Origin of the sequence: Psychromonas hadalis ATCC BAA-638 (assembly GCF_000420245.1) — a bacterium.
GTDB classification, from domain to species: domain Bacteria; phylum Pseudomonadota; class Gammaproteobacteria; order Enterobacterales; family Psychromonadaceae; genus Psychromonas; species Psychromonas hadalis.
On the sequence record NZ_ATUO01000071.1, the window covers coordinates 1 to 18,808 of the forward strand.

Annotated in this window: 20 protein-coding genes; 12 read left to right on the top strand and 8 right to left on the bottom strand. The window is 39.5% G+C overall.

From position 1 onward, the window contains the following. Nucleotides 1–406: 406 nt before the first annotated feature. From hpt to G322_RS0110165, 7 genes are all read left to right on the top strand, one after another. Nucleotides 407–943 carry a hypoxanthine phosphoribosyltransferase gene (hpt, locus tag G322_RS0110135; RefSeq protein ID WP_022941679.1) on the top strand — a complete coding sequence of 179 codons (537 nt, stop codon included), beginning with the start codon at nucleotides 407–409 and terminating at the stop codon, nucleotides 941–943. Between the two features lie 11 nt (nucleotides 944–954). Beyond that, nucleotides 955–1,875, top strand: coding sequence for an ABC transporter ATP-binding protein (locus G322_RS0110140; protein ID WP_022941680.1), 921 nt, complete (start codon nucleotides 955–957; stop codon nucleotides 1,873–1,875). Continuing rightward, nucleotides 1,868–2,641, top strand: coding sequence for an ABC transporter permease (locus G322_RS0110145; protein ID WP_022941681.1), 774 nt, complete (start codon nucleotides 1,868–1,870; stop codon nucleotides 2,639–2,641). The genes G322_RS0110140 and G322_RS0110145 overlap by 8 nt, the downstream gene beginning before the upstream one ends. After that, nucleotides 2,638–3,297, top strand: coding sequence for a tRNA (guanine(46)-N(7))-methyltransferase TrmB (gene trmB, locus G322_RS0110150; protein ID WP_022941682.1), 660 nt, complete (start codon nucleotides 2,638–2,640; stop codon nucleotides 3,295–3,297). The genes G322_RS0110145 and trmB overlap by 4 nt, the downstream gene beginning before the upstream one ends. A gap of 28 nt (nucleotides 3,298–3,325) precedes the next feature. Next, nucleotides 3,326–3,796, top strand: a complete 471-nt coding sequence (locus tag G322_RS0110155; RefSeq protein WP_022941683.1) for a hypothetical protein — start codon at nucleotides 3,326–3,328, stop codon at nucleotides 3,794–3,796. An 88-nt stretch (nucleotides 3,797–3,884) separates the two neighbouring features. Next, nucleotides 3,885–4,913: a protein-methionine-sulfoxide reductase catalytic subunit MsrP gene (gene msrP / locus G322_RS0110160; RefSeq protein WP_022941684.1), complete on the top strand. Its 1,029-nt coding sequence runs from the start codon at nucleotides 3,885–3,887 to the stop codon at nucleotides 4,911–4,913. After that, the gene (locus G322_RS0110165) at nucleotides 4,913–5,509 is read left to right on the top strand and encodes a protein-methionine-sulfoxide reductase heme-binding subunit MsrQ (protein ID WP_022941685.1); all 597 of its coding nucleotides are present in this window, start codon (nucleotides 4,913–4,915) and stop codon (nucleotides 5,507–5,509) included. The genes msrP and G322_RS0110165 overlap by 1 nt, the downstream gene beginning before the upstream one ends. A 58-nt stretch (nucleotides 5,510–5,567) precedes the next feature. On the opposite strand, the gene panD is transcribed toward G322_RS0110165, so the two are convergent. From panD to dksA, 7 genes are all read right to left on the bottom strand, one after another. After that, nucleotides 5,568–5,948, bottom strand: coding sequence for an aspartate 1-decarboxylase (panD, locus tag G322_RS0110170; RefSeq protein WP_022941686.1), 381 nt, complete (start codon nucleotides 5,946–5,948; stop codon nucleotides 5,568–5,570). 72 nt (nucleotides 5,949–6,020) lie between these two features. Next, entirely contained in the window at nucleotides 6,021–6,887 is an 867-nt protein-coding gene (gene panC, locus G322_RS0110175; protein WP_022941687.1) for a pantoate--beta-alanine ligase, read from the bottom strand. 69 nt (nucleotides 6,888–6,956) lie between these two features. Next, entirely contained in the window at nucleotides 6,957–7,751 is a 795-nt protein-coding gene (gene panB / locus G322_RS0110180) for a 3-methyl-2-oxobutanoate hydroxymethyltransferase (protein WP_022941688.1), read from the bottom strand. 23 nt (nucleotides 7,752–7,774) lie between these two features. Beyond that, nucleotides 7,775–8,272, bottom strand: coding sequence for a 2-amino-4-hydroxy-6-hydroxymethyldihydropteridine diphosphokinase (gene folK / locus G322_RS0110185; protein WP_022941689.1), 498 nt, complete (start codon nucleotides 8,270–8,272; stop codon nucleotides 7,775–7,777). Next, nucleotides 8,265–9,659: a polynucleotide adenylyltransferase PcnB gene (pcnB, locus tag G322_RS0110190; RefSeq protein ID WP_022941690.1), complete on the bottom strand. Its 1,395-nt coding sequence runs from the start codon at nucleotides 9,657–9,659 to the stop codon at nucleotides 8,265–8,267. Before pcnB ends, folK begins: the two co-directional genes overlap by 8 nt. A gap of 259 nt (nucleotides 9,660–9,918) precedes the next feature. Next, complete coding sequence (gene gluQRS, locus G322_RS0110195; RefSeq protein WP_022941691.1) at nucleotides 9,919–10,803, bottom strand: tRNA glutamyl-Q(34) synthetase GluQRS; 885 nt, start codon at nucleotides 10,801–10,803, stop codon at nucleotides 9,919–9,921. A 64-nt stretch (nucleotides 10,804–10,867) separates the two neighbouring features. Next, nucleotides 10,868–11,317, bottom strand: a complete 450-nt coding sequence (dksA, locus tag G322_RS0110200) for an RNA polymerase-binding protein DksA (RefSeq protein ID WP_022941692.1) — start codon at nucleotides 11,315–11,317, stop codon at nucleotides 10,868–10,870. Between the two features lie 240 nt (nucleotides 11,318–11,557). Between dksA and hrpB the strand changes: the two genes are divergently transcribed. The 5 genes from hrpB to G322_RS22265 all read left to right on the top strand — a co-directional run bounded on the left by hrpB (nucleotide 11,558) and on the right by G322_RS22265 (nucleotide 18,379). Further along, nucleotides 11,558–14,023, top strand: coding sequence for an ATP-dependent helicase HrpB (gene hrpB, locus G322_RS0110205; protein WP_022941693.1), 2,466 nt, complete (start codon nucleotides 11,558–11,560; stop codon nucleotides 14,021–14,023). Further along, nucleotides 14,010–16,142 carry a penicillin-binding protein 1B gene (mrcB, locus tag G322_RS20455; protein WP_022941694.1) on the top strand — a complete coding sequence of 711 codons (2,133 nt, stop codon included), beginning with the start codon at nucleotides 14,010–14,012 and terminating at the stop codon, nucleotides 16,140–16,142. Before hrpB ends, mrcB begins: the two co-directional genes overlap by 14 nt. A gap of 107 nt (nucleotides 16,143–16,249) precedes the next feature. Continuing rightward, a complete protein-coding gene (locus G322_RS0110220) occupies nucleotides 16,250–16,672 on the top strand; it encodes a SufE family protein (RefSeq protein WP_022941696.1) in 423 nt (140 codons plus the stop codon). Further along, nucleotides 16,659–17,537, top strand: a complete 879-nt coding sequence (gene rlmF / locus G322_RS0110225; protein WP_022941697.1) for a 23S rRNA (adenine(1618)-N(6))-methyltransferase RlmF — start codon at nucleotides 16,659–16,661, stop codon at nucleotides 17,535–17,537. The genes G322_RS0110220 and rlmF overlap by 14 nt, the downstream gene beginning before the upstream one ends. A gap of 185 nt (nucleotides 17,538–17,722) precedes the next feature. Then, nucleotides 17,723–18,379 carry a GGDEF domain-containing protein gene (locus G322_RS22265; RefSeq protein WP_169337474.1) on the top strand — a complete coding sequence of 219 codons (657 nt, stop codon included), beginning with the start codon at nucleotides 17,723–17,725 and terminating at the stop codon, nucleotides 18,377–18,379. A gap of 268 nt (nucleotides 18,380–18,647) precedes the next feature. Here G322_RS22265 and G322_RS20465 read toward each other — a convergent pair. Next, nucleotides 18,648–18,808 (bottom strand): twin-arginine translocase subunit TatC (locus G322_RS20465; RefSeq protein WP_033422107.1); only part of this gene is annotated, 161 nt, incomplete at its 5' end.

The following is an 18,808-nucleotide window of genomic DNA, read 5'->3' on the forward strand; positions in this document are numbered from 1 at the left end:
AGCGATGACGACTCGAACATGAGAAGGTTAAAGCGGATATTTGGACAGAAAGAAATGATTGATAATCATTTCTGAGATAATGAGTGGCCAATACGCACAGTGATAGTAGGGTGAGTTGCCATCAGGCAATGTTTACGAACGATATTCACCCATCGCCAAGCGCCCCTCTTTATTTTAAAGAATAACGGAAAATCCCTGTGACTATGTCAGCAGGGATTTTTTCGTTTAGGCGCTAAAGTGATGACGACTCGAACATGGAAAAGTATTCTTCTAGAAATAGAAATAGAAATAGAAATAGAAATAGAAATAGAAATAGAAATAGAAATAGAAATCGATTTTAATTTGCTACATTCGAGAAGGATATTTAGTGATATAATCATTGGCTATTTTATTTATTGGAGTTTCCATGAACCCAAACCACACAATTATACCTTTTATTTCTGAAGAAGAAATTAAAGTGCGCATTCAGCAGATGGCAACTGAAATCAATGAGCATTATAAAGATACTAAGTCCCTTGTTCTTATTGGTTTATTACGTGGTTCAGTTATTTTCTTAGCTGATTTAGCACGTTTAATTACTGTTCCTGTTGTTTTAGATTTTATGACCACTTCAAGTTACGGCTCTGGTACAGATAGTTCTGGTGATGTGAAAATACTTAAAGAGCTTGATGAAGAGATCCATGGGCGCGATGTATTAATTGTTGAAGATATTATCGATACTGGAAATACATTAACAAAAATAAAAAAAATGCTTCTGATACGAGATCCAAAATCCTTTGCTATCTGTACACTACTTAGTAAACCTTCTCGAAGAGAAGTTGACGTCGAGGTTCAATGGGAAGGTTTTTCTATTGAAGATAAATTTGTTGTTGGTTATGGGATAGATTACGCTCAGTTTTATCGAAATCTTCCCTATATTGGTTTCGTTAGTTTTAATGAATAAGGCTAAAAATCATGTATGCGATTGATATTAAAGATATTAAGAAAATATATAAAGGTGGTGTTGAAGCCCTGAAAGGGATCTCTTTACAAGTTAAAAAGGGGGATTTTTATGCACTACTTGGGCCTAATGGTGCGGGAAAATCGACACTAATTGGTATTATCTCTTCATTAGTGAATAAAACATCAGGGAAAATCTCTGTTTTTGGGTATGATTTAGAATCACAACTCGAGCAAGCTAAAGCGAAAATTGGCCTTGTACCTCAAGAGTTTAATTTTAACCAGTTTGAACCGCCTTTACAGATATTGGTTAATCAAGCAGGTTATTACGGTATTAAACGTCAAGAAGCATTAATACGTGCAGAGAAGTATTTAAAGCAGTTAGATCTTTGGGGGAAGCGTGACCAACCCTCAAGAGAGCTGTCGGGAGGAATGAAACGTCGTTTGATGATTGCACGTGCGCTGATGCATGAACCCTGTTTACTGATTTTAGATGAACCAACGGCAGGTGTTGATATTGAAGTACGCCGCACTATGTGGGCATTTCTCACTGAGCTTAATAAGCAAGGGGTAACTATCATATTAACCACCCATTATCTTGAAGAAGCTGAAATGCTATGTCGTAATATAGGCATTATTGATAAAGGTTGCTTAGTAGAAAATACCAGTATGAAATCATTGCTTGCACGCCTTGAAACAGAAACATTTATTTTTGATGTTGATCCCCCAACACACTTACCTAGTAGTGAATTTTTTAGTATTAAACAGGTTGATGAGGTGACATTAGAAATTGAGTTAGATAAAAACCAATCTCTTAATAAAGTGTTTGCAGAGCTTAGCGCGCAAGGTGTACGTGTTAATAGTATGCGTAATAAAGCCAATCGTTTAGAGGAGCTATTTATTGGACTTGTGGAAAAGGGATCTAAAAATGTTTAATCATAATTATTTCATCGCACTAAAGAGTATTTGGCGTAAAGAAATTAATCGTTTTCTACGTATTTGGGTGCAAACGTTAGTGCCACCCGTTATCACAATGAGTCTCTATTTCGTTATTTTTGGCAACTTAATTGGTGCGCGTATTGGTGAGATGAATGGCTTTGATTATATGTCATTTATCGTACCCGGTTTGATCATGATGTCAGTGATCACTAACTCCTACTCTAATGTTGCTTCCTCGTTTTTTAGTGCCAAATTCCAACGTAATGTGGAGGAGCTATTAGTTGCCCCTGTACCTAACTATGTGATTATCTTGGGTTATATCGGCGGGGGGGTTACGCGTGGTTTGATGGTTGGCTTTATGGTCACCTGTGTATCGCTATTTTTTGTGGATTTACAAATCTTTAATATCTTTGTTTTAATATTAAGCGTTATATGTACCTCTATTTTGTTCTCAATTGGTGGGCTGTTAAATGCTATTTTTGCCAAAACGTTTGATGATATTAGTATTATTCCTACGTTTGTGTTGACGCCTTTAACCTATCTTGGAGGCGTCTTTTATTCGATTAATTTACTGCCCGATTTTTGGCAAGCGGTTTCCCATTTCAATCCTGTCTTTTATATGATTAATGCCTTTCGTTATGGATTTTTAGGCATTGCAGATGTTTCATTAATTTGGTCATTTTCTGTAATAATCGCGTTTATTGTTGCTTTATATACATTAGTCGCCGTTTTGCTTAGCAAAGGCATTGGGATCCGTTCATGAATGAATTAGGTAACTCACGTATTATTACCAGTAATCAAGATGGTCTTAATGAGCAGTTAGATGAGGTGGTATTAAAGCATCTTAAACATCCCTTTCGTAAACCGTATCAGCAGCATACATTGGATGCATTTAAAAAAATAGAAAAGTGGGTTGAGCAACAAGGCAAACCGATTATTTTTGATTCTTGTTGTGGTGTGGGTGAAAGCACTTATCATATTGCCAAAGCACACCCTGAAGCGATTGTATTAGGTATGGATAAGTCATCAGATAGATTAGGTAAACATGGCTTTGAAACATTGGATAACTACCGTTTGTTGCAGGTGAATCTTAATGATTTTTGGCGTTTAGCGGTGCAAGCTAACTGGAAACTGTCACACCATTACCTGCTTTATCCTAACCCGTGGCCTAAAGCCAAACATCTGCAACGTCGTTGGCATGGCAGTGCTGTTTTTCCTGCAATTATTGCATTAGGCGGAGAGTTAGAGCTACGCAGTAATTGGCATCTTTATATCAAAGAGTTTGCAAGAGCATTAACGTTGGCAGAGCAAAACTGTACAGTAGAACTCTACCAAACGGAAAATGCGATCACTCCCTTTGAACGGAAATACTGGGCAAGTGGGCAGAGTTCGTTGCGTTTAATATCGTTATTAACCTAATGTTATTACTTTAATCAAGGATGATTATATGAAATTAAAAATTGCTTTAGCCTCGCTACTGCTGGCTTTTACAGTAAGTTCAGCCAGTGTGGCAGGTCAAATTCAACACTCTAAGAACCCACTCGCTATCCCTTTGCAAGCACACGGAGCAAAAGATATGTGGGAAAGTTTTTTCAATCAGTGTTGGTCTTACGATTTTGTAGATAAAAAAGAGCTAGATACAAGTTTGAAAGTGTGGCAAAAACGCAATGCTAATCGCTGGCAAGTCTATTGGTTATTGTTGGAGCAGGCGGCTGATAAGAATGAAAAATTCAAAGTGAGCTATCTAAAGTTTAAAGAAAAAAGTTTAGCTAATACGCAACAGAAAACTAAATTTGAGCATGAAAAATATGATGACACCGGTAAAAAGAAACTTTGTGGTAACTTAGTTAACATGCTTAATGATCCTCGTTCTGATTTGCCGGAAGACGCAAGTAAGAAAACCCAAAAACAGGGATAAGAAGGTGTGGCAGTTATTGGCAAATAGATTGTGAAATTTAATCCCCTTTTATACGGTCTGTTAGTAGATGCAACAAAGGGGATACTTTATGCTAATAAAAAAAACCAAAAAATCACAACTCAAAGAGTCACAACTGACCAGTGAAACACACTATTTAGATCGTCGTTCGTTATTGAAAAAATTAGGGTTAGGTCTCGCTTCATTACCCTTTATTCCTTCTGCACAAGCGGGATTATTTGATCTATTTTCAAATGATCCCAGTGCAGCTGATAACTCTGGGCTTATTTTTCAACGTGAAAAATTAACATACAGCAGCCATCCTCGTTATCAGTTATTAAAACCACTTACCCCTGAAAAGAAGATCCTGCAATACAATAATTTTTATGAGTTTGGCACCGGCAAGGCAGACCCCTTTGAATATGGGCAGCAGTTTAAAGTAAAACCTTGGTCGTTAACCATCGATGGTTTAGTGGATAAACCCATCACGCTTAATTATGAAGATCTGCTAAAACGTTTTGATATTGAAGAGCGTTTTTATCGCATGCGCTGTGTTGAGGGTTGGTCAATGAACATCCCGTGGTTAGGCTTTACGCTTGCTACCTTGTTAAAATCGGTCTCCGTGCAATCAGGGGCTAAATATGTGCATTTTGAAACGTTACATGATGAACAACAGATGCGCGGACAAGCCTCAAGACGTATTGGGGGGAGTATCGATTATCCTTATGTGGAAGCATTACGTTTAGATGAAGCGATGAATCCGCTCACGTTACTTTCTGTGGGGTTATATGGCAAAACCTTAGCGCCACAAAACGGTGCGCCTATTCGTTTAGTCGTTCCGTGGAAATATGGTTTTAAAGGTATTAAATCGATTGTACGTATTACCCTTACCGATAAACAGCCACTTAATACGTGGAAAAAGATCGCCCATTCAGAATATGGTTTTTACGCCAATGTGAACCCGAATGTAGATCACCCTCGTTGGAGTCAAGCCAGTGAACGCTTTATTGGTGAAGGTAATGTGTTTGCACAAACCCGTAAAGATACGCTGATGTTTAATGGGTATGGTGATGAAGTCGCGCACCTTTACAAAAACTTAGATCTAACAAGAAACTACTGATGAAAATTTCAATGAGAGGGATTTTTTATCTGAAAGTTTTTATTCACCTTTGTGCATTGGCTACTTTTGTTTACTTAGCTTATTTAATTGATCAAGACTTACTTGGTGCAGATCCCGTGAAAGAGATGATTCACTTTCTAGGTAAAACCTCACTCAATTTTCTGCTGTTGACCTTGTTGGTCACCCCTGTTATTAAACGTTTTAAAATGCCATTGTTAATTCGAGTTAGGCGTTTATTAGGTTTATATAGCTTCGCTTGGATCTGTTTACATCTGCTGGTATTTATCTGGCTAGAGCTGGATTGGGAGTTATTACTGTTTTTTGATGAGGTAATAAAACGCCCCTATTTGAGTTTGGGTGCGCTTGCATGGGTGATTTTATTACTGCTCAGTATCACCTCAATAAACATGATTAAACGTTTAATGAAAAGAAAGTGGTTAACCTTGCATCGTTTTGTTTATTGGGCAGTATTGTTGGCGACCATTCACTATTACTGGTCGGTAAAATCGGGATTAATTGAGCCAACTATCTATCTGCTTATCTGCCTGTTTTTATTAATAGAGCGAAAAGCCTATTTTAAATCATTGCTAAAATAAAAAAACCGATAATAGTAAGCTATTATCGGTTCTGTTTTTTACATGTTTATATTTTAAATTAAGCGACTTGCATTGGGACATCTTTACTGGTGCGAACAATGTTATTGTCCACATCTAAATACACCAAGCTTGGTTTATGTACTGCAATTTCAGCTTCGCTCATGCTTGCGTAAGCACAAATAATCACGCGATCACCTACCGCTGCCATACGTGCTGCAGCGCCATTAACCGAGATGATTTTTGAACCTCGTTCACCAGAGATAGCGTAGGTTGAGAAACGACCACCTGTTTCAATATTGTAGATTTCGATTTTCTCGTATTCTAAGATACCAGATTGATCAAGCAGGTCTTGGTCAATGGCACATGAACCTTCGTAATTTAATTCAGCATGTGTCACGCGTGCTTGGTGAAGTTTGCCAGTCAACAATGTCTTTTGCATACAAAAACCTTTCTATTTCATTTTAATACTTGCTGACTTTTTCAGCAAGATGGCGACTATAAAGTAAATTCTTTACTGGTGCAAATTATGCTTTAAAGTAACCACTTTATTATCAATTAAACGTGTTGAACCTAAAAAAGCCGCCATTAATATAACGGCTTGTTTACTCTGCTCTGTCACCGCTTGTAATGTTTGTACGTCTACAATATGGATGGCATCAGTATTAAAACCGCCTAGCTCTAACTCTTGACAGGCATCTGCTATGAGTAGTGAATGCTGTGTAGTATTTTTTTGTACATCATTGCTAAGTTGATTCATCACGGCCGCGAGTAACGGTGCTTTAAGCTTTTCTGTTTCAGTGAGTTTATTATTACGCGAACTCATGGCAAGGCCTGATTCTTCACGTACTGTTGCCACGGGGATTATCTCAATGGGCATCGCTAAATCAGTGACCATCTGTTTGATTATCGCTAACTGCTGGAAATCTTTTTCACCAAAGCAGGCGTAATCGGGTTGTACAAGGTTAAACAGTTTATTAACAATGGTACTCATGCCCCGAAAATGGCCGGGGCGAAGTTCACCTTCTAAACAGTCGCATAAACCCGGTACTTCAACATAGGTTTGCGTGGTTAAGCCATTCGGGTAGATAACCTCACTATTGGGTGTAAAAACAATATCTACACCTGCTGCTTCAAGCGCTTGGCAATCTGCATCTAATGTTTTGGGGTAGTTTTTCAAATCGTCTGGATTATTAAACTGCATCGGGTTAACAAAAATACTCACTACGGAGATAGGTGCAACTTTTTGTCCCTGCTTCACCAGTTCAATATGCCCTTGATGCAAGTTACCCATGGTAGGCGTAAAGCAGATCGCTTTGCCTTGTCGCTTGAACTTTTTAATCGCTTCACGTAATACTTTTGGGGAATCAATTACTAACATTTTTATAAACCTTCCAACAACAATCAAACCGTAGGGCTTCAGTCCTGCCTGTTTTTTGTAAGCACTCGCTTAATAAAAACTATGTTCATCAGCTGGGAATGTGCCTGCTTCCACTTGCTCTTTGTAAAGGGATACTGCACGGCGAATATCACCTGTTTCCACTAAAAAATTCTTTGAAAATTTAGGGCAGAAACCTGCGGAAATGCCAAATGCATCATGCATCACTAAAATCTGACCATCAGTTTGTGCGCCTGCGCCAATACCGATAACGGGAATTTGTAACGCTTTACTGATTCGCTCTGCAAGCGGTACTGGCACGCATTCAATGACTAATAACTGTATGCCTGATTTTTCTAATAACAGTGCATCACTGACTAACTTATCAGCTTGCGCCTCTTCACGCCCTTGGACTTTATAGCCACCCAATACGTTAACCGATTGTGGTGTTAACCCTAAATGACCGCACACGGGAATACCGCGCTCAATCAAACCTTGTACTGATTCACTTAACCATTCTCCACCTTCCAGCTTGACCATATTTGCCCCTGCACGCATTAAAATAGCTGCATTTTCAAAGGTTTGCTCGGCGGTGTTATAACTCATAAAAGGTAGGTCAGCAATAATCAGTGAATTTTTAGCGGTGCTAGCAACACAAGTCGTATGATATTTTATATCATCAACCGTCACGGGCAGTGTGGAATCATGGCCTTGCAATACCATGCCTAACGAGTCTCCGACTAATAAAACTTGAATTCCTGCTTGGTCAAAAATGGCTGCAAAACTGGCATCATAAGCGGTAATACAGGTGATTTTTTGATTGTCGATCTTCATTTTAGCTAAACGAGAAACGCTAATTCGAGCCATGTTAACTCCAGAGTGGGTCACTATTATTTATTGTGATGGATATCACTGATTTTGGTAAGGCCATTTTTATCACATAATGACACTAATTGCGATAATAGTGTGTTGTTTGGTAGGGATAAATTAGGCGCTATTTCATGTAACGGATAAAGTACAAACTCACGTGTATTCATACCGTAATGAGGAATAGTAAGACGATTATTGTGTATTGTTTGATTATCATACAAAATGATGTCCAGATCTAAGGTGCGTGGCCCCCAACGATTATCTTTACGTACACGGCCTTGATCTAATTCGATTTTTTGCAGTGCATCGAGCAGTTCGAGAGCTGAAAGTTGGGTTTTAATTTCAGCTACTGCATTAATGTAATCGGGTTGATCTTGTGGCCCCATTGGCGCGCTACAATACAGCGAGCTACATTTTGTTAGCTCACTGTTGGTCAGTGTTTTAAGCGCTTCAATTGCTTGTTTTGCTTGTTTGACAGGATCTTTCTGATTACTGCCGATGCCTATATAACTAATCACTGCTTTGTTCCGAAGCTGGTTTTTTATAAGGGCGCTTTTTATAAGGTTTTTTACCCTCTGGTTTTTGCTCGGCGCTACGATTATTACGTTTACGACTGTGATCATGTTGCGGTAGTTCATTATGCAACTGATACTCTTGCCACCATGCGGTTAATTCTGCTAACTCTTCACTTTGTTCCACTTTGGCGCGTAGCTCTAAAAAATCAAAGGCTGCTCGGAACTTAATGTGATGATATACACGTTGCGCACGTTTACCTTGGTAACGTGGTAAGCGTAGTTGTAGGTTCCAAATGTCACGAATCGTTGCACTAAAACGTTTTGGAATCGCAATCGTTTTTACTTGAATGGATAATACTTCATTCATCGCTAGTTGGAACGCATCGTGATACTCCATACCACTCTCAAAGCTTATCGCATGGGCGCGTTGTTCAAGCGGATACCAAAGCATAATGGCATAAATATAAGCGGGGGTAACACGTTTCCCCTCATGGATACGTTGATCACTATCTCTTAAAGCTTGTTCAATCATGCTGTTTGCTTTGTCATCTTCACCCTCTTTAAAGAGAACGGGGAAAAGCACCTGAATCAGTTTGTACTCTTTCAACAAACGGTAAGTATTGAACCCTTGCCCTGAAAGGAGTAGTTTGATCACCTCATCAAAATGACGGGCTGCGGGAATATCTTGTAAAAGAGGGGCTAAGCGGCGGATAGGCTCTGCACACTCGTCACTTATTTCAAGATCGAGTTTGGCTGCAAAACGGATTGCACGCATCATACGTACAGGATCTTCACGGTAACGTACTTCTGGCTCACCAATTAATTTCAGTTTACGATCATTGAGATCGTTAATGCCATCAAAAAAGTCATATAACGAGAAATCTGCAATATCGTAATAGAGTGCATTGACAGTGAAATCACGACGCTCTGCATCTTCTTGCAGTGATCCATAAACATTATCACGCAGTAGCATTCCTGCTTGTGACTGTTTTACTTTTTGTTTATCTTGCGCGCTTTTATCATCGTGATGACCACGAAAAGTGGCGACTTCGATAATTTCACGGCCAAAAAGGATATGTGCTAAACGAAAGCGACGACCAATTAAGCGGCAGTTACGAAATAGCGCTTTCACCTCTTCAGGCGTTGCATTAGTGGTAATATCAAAATCTTTGGGTTTTAAACCAAGTAGCAGATCACGCACGCCACCCCCGACTAATAGAGCACGAAAGCCTGCGTTGTGTAAGCGGTAAAGCACTTTTAAAGCGTTATCATCAATATCGTTACGTGAAATCGTATGTTGACTTCGCGGGATTTTATAAGCGTCATAGGTGATTTCAGGCGTTTTTTTCTGGCTCTGTTTTGACTGATCTTTTTTGCCTTTAGCAAACACTTTTTTAACGAATTTCTTTAATCGTTTAATGATATTATCCTCGATATGCTGATTGAAAAAATTAAGCGCCTATTTTATGTGCGCGTCTAAGGAAATACAAATAAATAAGTCGGGTCAGATCAAATTTAAATACGATTTCCCAATTAATTAATGCTGTAAATGCTTGCAACGTGCATAAACAGTGGCTTTGTTTGCTAAGTTTGTTAAATATATTAAACTAAGAAATAAAGTTTGATCTGACCCAACTTTTGACTCCACTTTATTTTTCTATTTGGATCTCGGTTTGTTTAGGCAGTTTGCTTAAACACCAGTTTTTAATTGCCCAATTTAAAATAGTCTCACAACTATTTTTATCGACCTGTTTTGGCACTGGGTGTCCTAAAAAAAACAGCGCTTTTAATAATGTTGGTATTGGATTTTCTTTATCTATCGCTAATGCGTGATTCTGCTTAGAGAGCTTTAAACCCGGCTCTGTGACCGCTAAGGGCAGATGGAGATAAGTGGGGCTCTGCTCTTTTAATAACTGGTATAAGCTTATCTGCTTGCCTGTGGTGGCAAGTAGATCCGCCCCGCGCACCACTTCAGTAATACCTTGTTCAATATCATCGATCACTACCGCAAGATTATAGGCGTATAAATCATCTTTGCGTCTGATAATAAAATCTTCATTTGCTTGTTGCTTATCTAAACTAATATCACCCTGTAATTGATCTTGAAAGCGGGTGATCGGAGAGGATAATTTAGCGATATTAATACGCACTGCATTATTTTTCTCGCTCAGTTTTTTATCTCGGCAGTTGCCTCGATAGAGTCCACCCTGCATTTTGATTAATTTACGGGTACAACAACAACCATAGCTTAACTGCTGTTTGCTAAGTGAAGCCAATACCTGTTCATAGCGGGCGCTTTGCTGACTTTGATAAACGACTTCGTCATCCCACTGTAAACCATAAGCTTGCAGTGTGGCGAGAATATCGGCACTGGCACCAGCGATTTCACGAGGGGGATCAATATCTTCGATACGTACCAACCACTTACCCTGTACCGATTTTGCTTGTAGATAACTACCTAGCGCAGCAACCAATGAACCAAAGTGCAGTGGTCCAGAAGGCGAGGGGGCAAAGCGACCAATATATAAAGACATAGCACTCCAGAAACCAAAACGGCTAGCACATGGCTAACCGTTCCATATCAACAGATAAAGGGAGTTAACCAATAATCTGTTTTTCTTTGATTTCAGCGAGTGTTTTACAGTCGATACACTGGTCTGCCGTTGGACGTGCTTCTAAACGACGAATACCAATTTCGATGCCACAAGAGTCACAAAAACCAAAATCATCTTCTTCAATTTTCTTTAGAGTTTTAGTGATTTTTTTAATTAAACGACGCTCACGGTCGCGAGCACGTAACTCTAAACTAAACTCTTCCTCTTGTGTTGCACGATCGATAGGATCGGGGAAGTTAGCCGCTTCATCTTTCATATGATCAACAGTACGATCAACCTCTTCCCGGAGTTGTGTACGCCATGAATCAAGAATAGTGGTGAAGTGATCTGTTTGCGCTGCACTCATGTATTCTTCGCTTTTCTTCACTTTATACGGTTCAACACCAGCAATGGCTAAAATGCCTAATGTTTTTTTGGTTTTCGTTGCGGGCATATTGTTTTCCTTTCATTAAAACGTATAAGTAGAAACGTTTTAATTTAGTGTATTAATTAACAGAGAAGCGACCTTTGTTTGGTGCTAAAATTGTCTCTGCTTATTTTCGGCGGCTATCTATAGCAAGAATTGCCCACTGAGTCAAATAGATTTACTTGATTAGTCTTCTTTTATCTTGATTTTTTTGTTTGAATGGCGACCATTTAACCACTTTTATTTTATTGGGAGTTTCACGCTATTTTGTCCTCTTTACCGATTAAGTCTGTGCTTAGCGAAATTAAAGCAAATTTGTCCGTTGCCCCACAACTTATTTTACAAGCGCCTCCTGGTGCAGGTAAATCTACTTGTCTGCCTTTTAAGATGGTGCAGGAAAAATGGTTTGAGGGAAAAATCGTGATGCTTGAGCCTCGTCGTTTGGCTGCTAAAAATATTGCTTATTACCTTGCTTCGTTGTTTGACGAAAAAGTGGGGGAGTCTATTGGTTATCGCATGCGTGGTGAGAGCTGTATCGGTAAAAATACCAAACTGGAGATTGTCACGGAAGGGGTATTAACGCGAATGTTACAAAGCGACCCTGAACTGACTGGGGTCGATCTGCTTATTTTTGATGAATTTCATGAGCGTAACCTACAGGGGGATTTAGGTTTGGCGCTAGCGTTGGATGTGCAAGCGGGCTTGCGTGAGGACTTAAAAATACTGATCATGTCTGCCACGCTTGAAAATAGTCAGTTACAAGAGAAACTCCCTAATGCTTACTTTGTCAGTTCGCAGGGGCGTAGTTACCCAATTCAAACCTATTATCAGGCAAGTAAAAAACAGAGCATGCTTGCTGATCTAGTTAAACTGACACTGCGTGCTTTTAATGAACAAACGGGTAATATTTTACTGTTTGTTGCGGGCATAAAAGAGATAAAAACCTGTCAATCGCAGTTAGCCTCGAATTTGCCTAGTGATGTGGTAATTGCACCTTTGTATGGCGCGTTAAGCTTGAGCGAACAACAGCTTGCGATTAATAACTGCGCCTCAGGAAAACGCAAGATTGTGATCGCGACCAATATCGCTGAAACCAGTTTAACCATTGAGGGGATCAGTATCGTGGTTGATTCTGGCTTTGAGCGAAGCATGAACTATCAAACACAATCTGGTATTGGTAAGTTACAAACGCAACGCATTAGCGAAGCAAGCGCCACTCAACGTGCAGGGCGAGCGGGTCGATTAAGTGCGGGACATTGCTATCGTTTATGGTCTGCGGAGACGCGTTTAAATCAACACAGTGAGCCAGAGATAAAACGCAGTGAACTGACCTCATTAATGCTGGAGTTACTTAATTGGGGAGTGAGTTCGCCACAGGATCTCGATTTTATCACTCAACCACCACAAGTAAATATCGATACTGCGATGGCGTTGTTAAGCACCTTTAATGCCATCGATAAAAAAGGGCGTATCACCAAACATGGTCAAGCGATCAGTGCGTTAGCTGTGAATCCACGTTTAGGGCATCTCTTAATCATGGTGCAAACATTGGCGATTGATGGCATTGTTGAATTGGCTTGTCTGTTGGTTGCATTACTTGAAAGCAATGAAAAATCGGCTGATGACCTTGAAGCTTTACTGCTCAAACCGAGTTACTTGGTTAAACAGCAGCAAAGCAAATTATTAAAAAAACTGCAGCTTAACAAATCACATAACCCACTACCCACACATTATTGTGGGCTATTATTAGCCATCGCTTTCCCCGACAGAATTGCGCTGATGCGTGATGATCAAAGCAGTTATCAGCTCAGTAGTGGCATCGGAGCAAGTTTATGGTTTGAGTCCTCATTAATGGGCAAGAAGATGCTGGTGGTGGCAGATTTAGCATTCTCTGAACGTGCGGTAAACAGTGTTATCTATAAAGCCAGTGAAGTGTCTCTTGAAGTGCTACAGCAATATCTACCCCACTATTTTCAAGCGAGTGAAATAGTTTATTGGTCACTCTTGAATAAACCGCGTTTAATCGCAGAAAAACGGCTGTTATTAGGTAAGTTAACCATTAAAAAACAGCCTCTGCATAATGTGACTAATAAACAGAAAAGTGAAGCGTTAATCACGGGTTTAAAAAAAGCAGGATTATCAGTACTGAGTTGGTCTGATGAAAATCAGCAGTTATTAACCCGTCTGCAATACGCTTATCTGCAATATCAGCAGTCTGATTATGCCATTGCGTTTCCCTGTTTTTCAAAACAGACACTGTTAAACGAGCTTGATGAATGGTTAACACCTTACCTGAATGGTATTAGTAAACCTGAGCAATTAAAACGGTTAGATCTCAAAGGGGCATTGTTAGCGCGCTTGCAGTGGTCTGTTTTACAGACGTTTGAAAAACAGTTTCCTACTCATAAAAGTGTCCCTACAGGATCGAAGATAAAAATAAGCTACCGAGAAAAAGAGAGTCCGGTTTTATCGGTGCGTCTGCAAGAGTTGTTTGGGCAACAGGAGACACCCAGCATTTTTGAGGGGCGCATTCAGTTACAATTAGCGCTATTATCACCTGCCCGAAAAGCATTGCAGTTAACGCAAGATTTAAGCTCTTTTTGGTTGGGCGCCTATAACGATGTTAAAAAAGAGATGCGCGGACGTTATCCTAAACATTATTGGCCTGATGATCCCCTGCAAGCACAAGCCACCAAACGCACTAAAAAGTATATGAACAATGACAACAAGTAAAAAAACAGTGAAAAAGAGAAGCCGTAAAAAAAAGGCTAAAAAGATCACTTTTAAGCAACGTTTGTTGGCTTTTATCTGGTCGTTTTTTTGGAAAAGTAGCCTTGTCTTTATCGCTTTAATGGTGATAGCTGGGATCTACTTTGATAAAAAAATAGAGCGTAGACTAGAGGGTTCAACATGGACTCTGCCTGCACAGGTTTATGCGCGACCTTTGTTATTACAGCCCCATCAATCAGTCACAAAACAAGCACTTATTAGTGAGCTTAGAATGCTTAATTACCGTCCAGTACGAACCGTACAAAGTGCAGGACAGTTTGCTGTGCAAGGGGACCGTGTTGAGATATATCGCCGTGCTTTTGATTTCCCACAAGGGATAGCAGTTAAAGAGAAGGTAATAGTTACTTTTGTTTATAACCGTATTACTTCTATTAAAAATAGTGCAGGAGAAAACTTAGCAACGTTTAAACTTGATCCGCTACTTTTAGCGCGTTTACACTCAGACCAAATTGAAGATCGTCTGTTTGTGCCTTTTGAGAAGATCCCTGATCTCTTTATCGATACGTTATTATTGATGGAAGACAGAAATTATTACCACCATCAAGGGATCTCACCTTTCGCTATTTTACGCGCTTTTATGGTTAACTTTAAAGCGGGGTATACAGTGCAGGGGGGCAGTACGCTAACGCAACAGTTAGCTAAAAACCTGTTTTTAACGCAGGAAAGAAGTTTGTGGCGTAAGTTTCAAGAGGCGTATATTGCACTGTTGATGGACTATAAATACAGTAAAGATAAGTTATTAGAGGTTTATCTGAATGAAGTTTATCTGGCTCAAAATGGCAAAACAGGTGTCTATGGAATAGGGCTTGCGAGTGACTTTTATTTTGCACGGCCAATCAATGAATTGCGTATTGAACAGATTGCACTGCTGGTGGCGATTATTAAAGGTCCCTCCTATTATAATCCGCGTCGTAATCCAGATCGCGCCTTAACAAGGCGTGATCTGGTACTGCGTTTAATGGTTGAAAATGGACTTATCAATAGTAACGATTATAAATATGCGGTGGCAGACGCACTTCGATTAAGTGCGCGTTCAGCACTGAATAAACGTGCCAATCCTGCTTTTATTAGCTTTTTACATCGTGAAATGAAACAACAATTGCCAAGCTCAGTGCGCAAACAGAGTGGCTTATCTATTTTTACTTCGATTGATCCTCTTGCTCAACAACATGCAGAGTTTGCCGTGGAAAATGGCTTAGAAAAGGTCGATAAAAACAGTCAAAAATTACTGCAAGGGGCGATGGTGGTTACCGATAGGAAATATGCTGAACTGCGTGCGATTGTTTCGGGTCGAGATGTAAAATTTAGCGGTTTTAATCGCGCCTTGGATGCCAATAGACCGATCGGTTCACTGGTTAAACCTGCGGTTTACCTGACCGCACTAGAGGCAGGTTATGAGTTAAACAGCGTGTTAAATGATAAACAGATAGTCTTAAAAAACAGCACGGGGCAACGCTGGCAACCGAAAAATTACGATCGAAAATTCCGAGGGGAAGTCACGCTTGAAGAGGCGCTTTATAAATCACTTAATGTTCCTACGGTAAACTTGGGTATGCAGGTGGGGCTAAGTAATGTCATCAATACGTTGCACAAGTTGGGGGTGAAAGAGAAGATAAAAGCTTACCCCTCATTAATATTAGGTAGCGTTTCATTGTCGCCTTTTCAAGTAGCGCAGATGTATCAACCTATCACTATGCAGGGGCGTTATCGCACACTACAGATGATACGTGCTATCACGTCAATAGAAGGGGAATTGCTGTATCAACGTCACGATAGGACAGAGCAACGTTTCTCACCACAAGCGGTTAAAAAACTCACTGATACCTTGCATAAAGTGGCCACTGAGGGCACCGCTCGCAGTTTACGTTGGCGCAATAAAGGCCAAGTTTTTGCAGGAAAAACAGGTACCACCAACAATCTAAAAGACAGTTGGTTTGTTGGTTTTAATGCGCGTGAGGTAGTGACCACCTGGGTCGGACGAGATGATAATAACAGTGCAAAACTCACCGGTAGTAGTGGCGCGTTAGTGCTGTTTTCAACTTACATGAAACAAAAAAAATAATATATAAGTACGGCAGGACTAAAGTCTCGCTTCCGATAGCTGTTTCGGAACAGCTGCTTTAGCTGCAGCGCTTTTGGCTTTTGCTTTTACATATAAAAGGATTAACTTTGAGTAACCCATTAATACCCATCGAGCAGTTATTCACAGACTTTGCTAACAATAAAAGCTGGGATAAACAATATCGTTTAATTATTCAATTAGGTAAAAAATTGCCTGCTTTAGATGAGTCTGAAAAAACAGAGCTTAACCAAATTAAAGGCTGTGAAAGTCTTGCTTGGTGTTGTGTTGAAAAAAAAGGGGATCTGTTTCATTTTAAAATGGACAGTGATACCCGAGTGGTGAAAGGGCTGATGATGATTTTACTGATCATTTTTCAAGATAAAAGTCGCCTACAAATTGCAGAAGTCGATATTAAGGAGGTATTTGAGCAACTAGGCTTGCTAAATCACCTTAGCCCTTCGCGCACCAATGGGCTATTAGCGATTGTAGAAAAAATAAAAATAGAGGGAGAAATGAATGCATCCACGTAATTTACACCAAGGCAGTTACGACTTTAATGTATTGTGTAAAACGCTTCCAACATTGGCGGCGTTTGTGTTTGAAAACCAATATGGCAACTTAACCATCGACTTCAGTCAAAACAGTGCGGTAGTTGCCTTAAATCAGGCGTTATTAAAACAGTTCTATCATATCGATTTTTGGCAACTGCCTAAGGGTTATCTCTGCCCACCTATTCCCGGGCGTGCTGATTACATTCATGGATTGGCGGATCTATTAGCAATGAAAGACGGAGAGATTCCAACGGGTAAAAAAATAAAGGTACTCGATATCGGTATGGGCGCAAACTGTATCTATCCGATTATCGGCAGTCAAAGTTACGGTTGGTCATTTGTTGGTGCAGATATTGACTCAACATCAATAAAAGTAGCGGGATCGATTGTAAAGTTCAACAAAAACCTGAGTTCTTTTATTAAACTACGTTTACAAAAAGATAAAAAATCTATTTTTCATAATATTATTAAGCCTAATGATAAGTTTGCACTGACGTTGTGTAACCCTCCTTTTCATGCGTCGATGCAGCAAGCCAGTGCAGGTAATGCCCGTAAAGTGAAAAATCTAAATAAAGGGAAGGCGGCTCAAAAAGTAGGTTTAAACTTTGCAGGAAAAGAAAATGAACTTTGTTGTGAAGGAGGCGAAATAGCGTTCTTAAAACAGATGGTCAATGAGAGTGTTGATTTTGCAACACAGGTAGGTTGGTTTTCAAGTTTGGTCTCTAAATCAGAAAATATAGCACCACTTAAAAAACGTTTAACACAGATTGGTGCAAAACAAGTAGAAGTGATCAAAATGACACAAGGGCAAAAAATTAGCCGTTTTATTGCGTGGCGTTTTTAAGGCTGTATCAATAAGTTAAAGCTAAACTGAACCTCAATAATGGCTAATTTCACTGCGTAGCCTGTATGGTGGTCTAAGCTTAGCTAATAAACTCTTTTCTGGTGTGAAACATGTTAAATAGCAAGCTTCAACGTAAATCCAAGATAGTTTTTGATCTTATTTTAATAATAATTTTCAATGTTTTATTGGCATTTTTTTTTATTAAAACTGATCTATTTGAGCAGTTTTATCATTTCTCACGTGAATATGAATCGATACAGCTTGATGAACTTTTCCCGCTTGCGTTCATGCTGTTAATGAGTGTTGTCTATTTTTTGTCGCGTCGCTTACATGAATGTGCCACTTATCGCTCGATTGTAGAGCAACAGGCGTCACAAGACCCCCTTACCAAACTATTTAATCGACGCACGTTAGAGCGTAAGCTAGAGGCTGAATGGGATCGTTTTTTACGTTACCACGAAGACTTCTGTGTGATGATTTTTGATATTGATGACTTCAAAGTGATCAACGATACGCTTGGTTATGTGCGCGGAGATCGAGTATTAATTGAAATCGCTGAAATGCTCATAAATAATACTCGTAAGACAGATTTTTGTGCACGTTGGGGTGAAGAGGAGTTTCTGATTTTATGCCCTGTTTGTAAAGATGGACAAGCGCTTATTCTTGCTGAAAAATTACGTTCAACACTTTATCGCACATTACAAGATGGTGTTGAACTCAGCGCCAGTTTTGCAGTGGTGCAATCGGACAATAGCACTTCACTCGAGGAGTTAATGAAACGTGTTCATTTTGGGCTTCATAAAGCAAAAAAACGTGGTAAAAACTGTGTGGTGAGTGGCTAAGGGTCGGCTTCAAAATTACTTGCGCTTTTGTTTTCAAAATAACCCGTCATTTAAGGATCGGCTTCAAAGTTACTTGCGCTTTTATTTTCAAAATAACCAGTCATTTTAGGTTTTTTGAAAATAATTTAGAACAAGTTAGTTTGTAACGATTCCTAAGGTTTTTTGAAAATAATTTAGAACAAGTTAGTTTGTAACGATTCCTAAGGCTTTTTGAAAACAATTTAGCGCAAGTTATTGTGTAACGCAGTGGCGTTTATCTTTCTTTTTATTATTCTTCTTCTGGCTCTTCTTTTGGCACATAAAAGCGTGCAAACAGTAAACCTATCTCAAACAAAATCAACATTGGTATCGCAAGCAGTGTTTGTGAAATGACATCGGGTGGTGTTAATAACATGCCAAAAATAAACGCGCCAACCACAATGTAAGGAC

Excerpts from the sequence above, each read along its gene's own strand:
- hpt (WP_022941679.1), top strand. The coding sequence starts at position 407 with ATGAACCCAAACCACACAATTATACCTTTTATTTCTGAAGAAGAAATT.
- G322_RS0110140 (WP_022941680.1), top strand. The coding sequence starts at position 955 with ATGTATGCGATTGATATTAAAGATATTAAGAAAATATATAAAGGTGGT.
- G322_RS0110145 (WP_022941681.1), top strand. The coding sequence starts at position 1,868 with ATGTTTAATCATAATTATTTCATCGCACTAAAGAGTATTTGGCGTAAA.
- trmB (WP_022941682.1), top strand. The coding sequence starts at position 2,638 with ATGAATGAATTAGGTAACTCACGTATTATTACCAGTAATCAAGATGGT.
- G322_RS0110155 (WP_022941683.1), top strand. The coding sequence starts at position 3,326 with ATGAAATTAAAAATTGCTTTAGCCTCGCTACTGCTGGCTTTTACAGTA.
- msrP (WP_022941684.1), top strand. The coding sequence starts at position 3,885 with ATGCTAATAAAAAAAACCAAAAAATCACAACTCAAAGAGTCACAACTG.
- G322_RS0110165 (WP_022941685.1), top strand. The coding sequence starts at position 4,913 with ATGAAAATTTCAATGAGAGGGATTTTTTATCTGAAAGTTTTTATTCAC.
- panD (WP_022941686.1), bottom strand. The coding sequence starts at position 5,948 with ATGCAAAAGACATTGTTGACTGGCAAACTTCACCAAGCACGCGTGACA.
- panC (WP_022941687.1), bottom strand. The coding sequence starts at position 6,887 with ATGTTAGTAATTGATTCCCCAAAAGTATTACGTGAAGCGATTAAAAAG.
- panB (WP_022941688.1), bottom strand. The coding sequence starts at position 7,751 with ATGGCTCGAATTAGCGTTTCTCGTTTAGCTAAAATGAAGATCGACAAT.
- gluQRS (WP_022941691.1), bottom strand. The coding sequence starts at position 10,803 with ATGTCTTTATATATTGGTCGCTTTGCCCCCTCGCCTTCTGGACCACTG.
- dksA (WP_022941692.1), bottom strand. The coding sequence starts at position 11,317 with ATGCCCGCAACGAAAACCAAAAAAACATTAGGCATTTTAGCCATTGCT.
- mrcB (WP_022941694.1), top strand. The coding sequence starts at position 14,010 with ATGACAACAAGTAAAAAAACAGTGAAAAAGAGAAGCCGTAAAAAAAAG.
- rlmF (WP_022941697.1), top strand. The coding sequence starts at position 16,659 with ATGCATCCACGTAATTTACACCAAGGCAGTTACGACTTTAATGTATTG.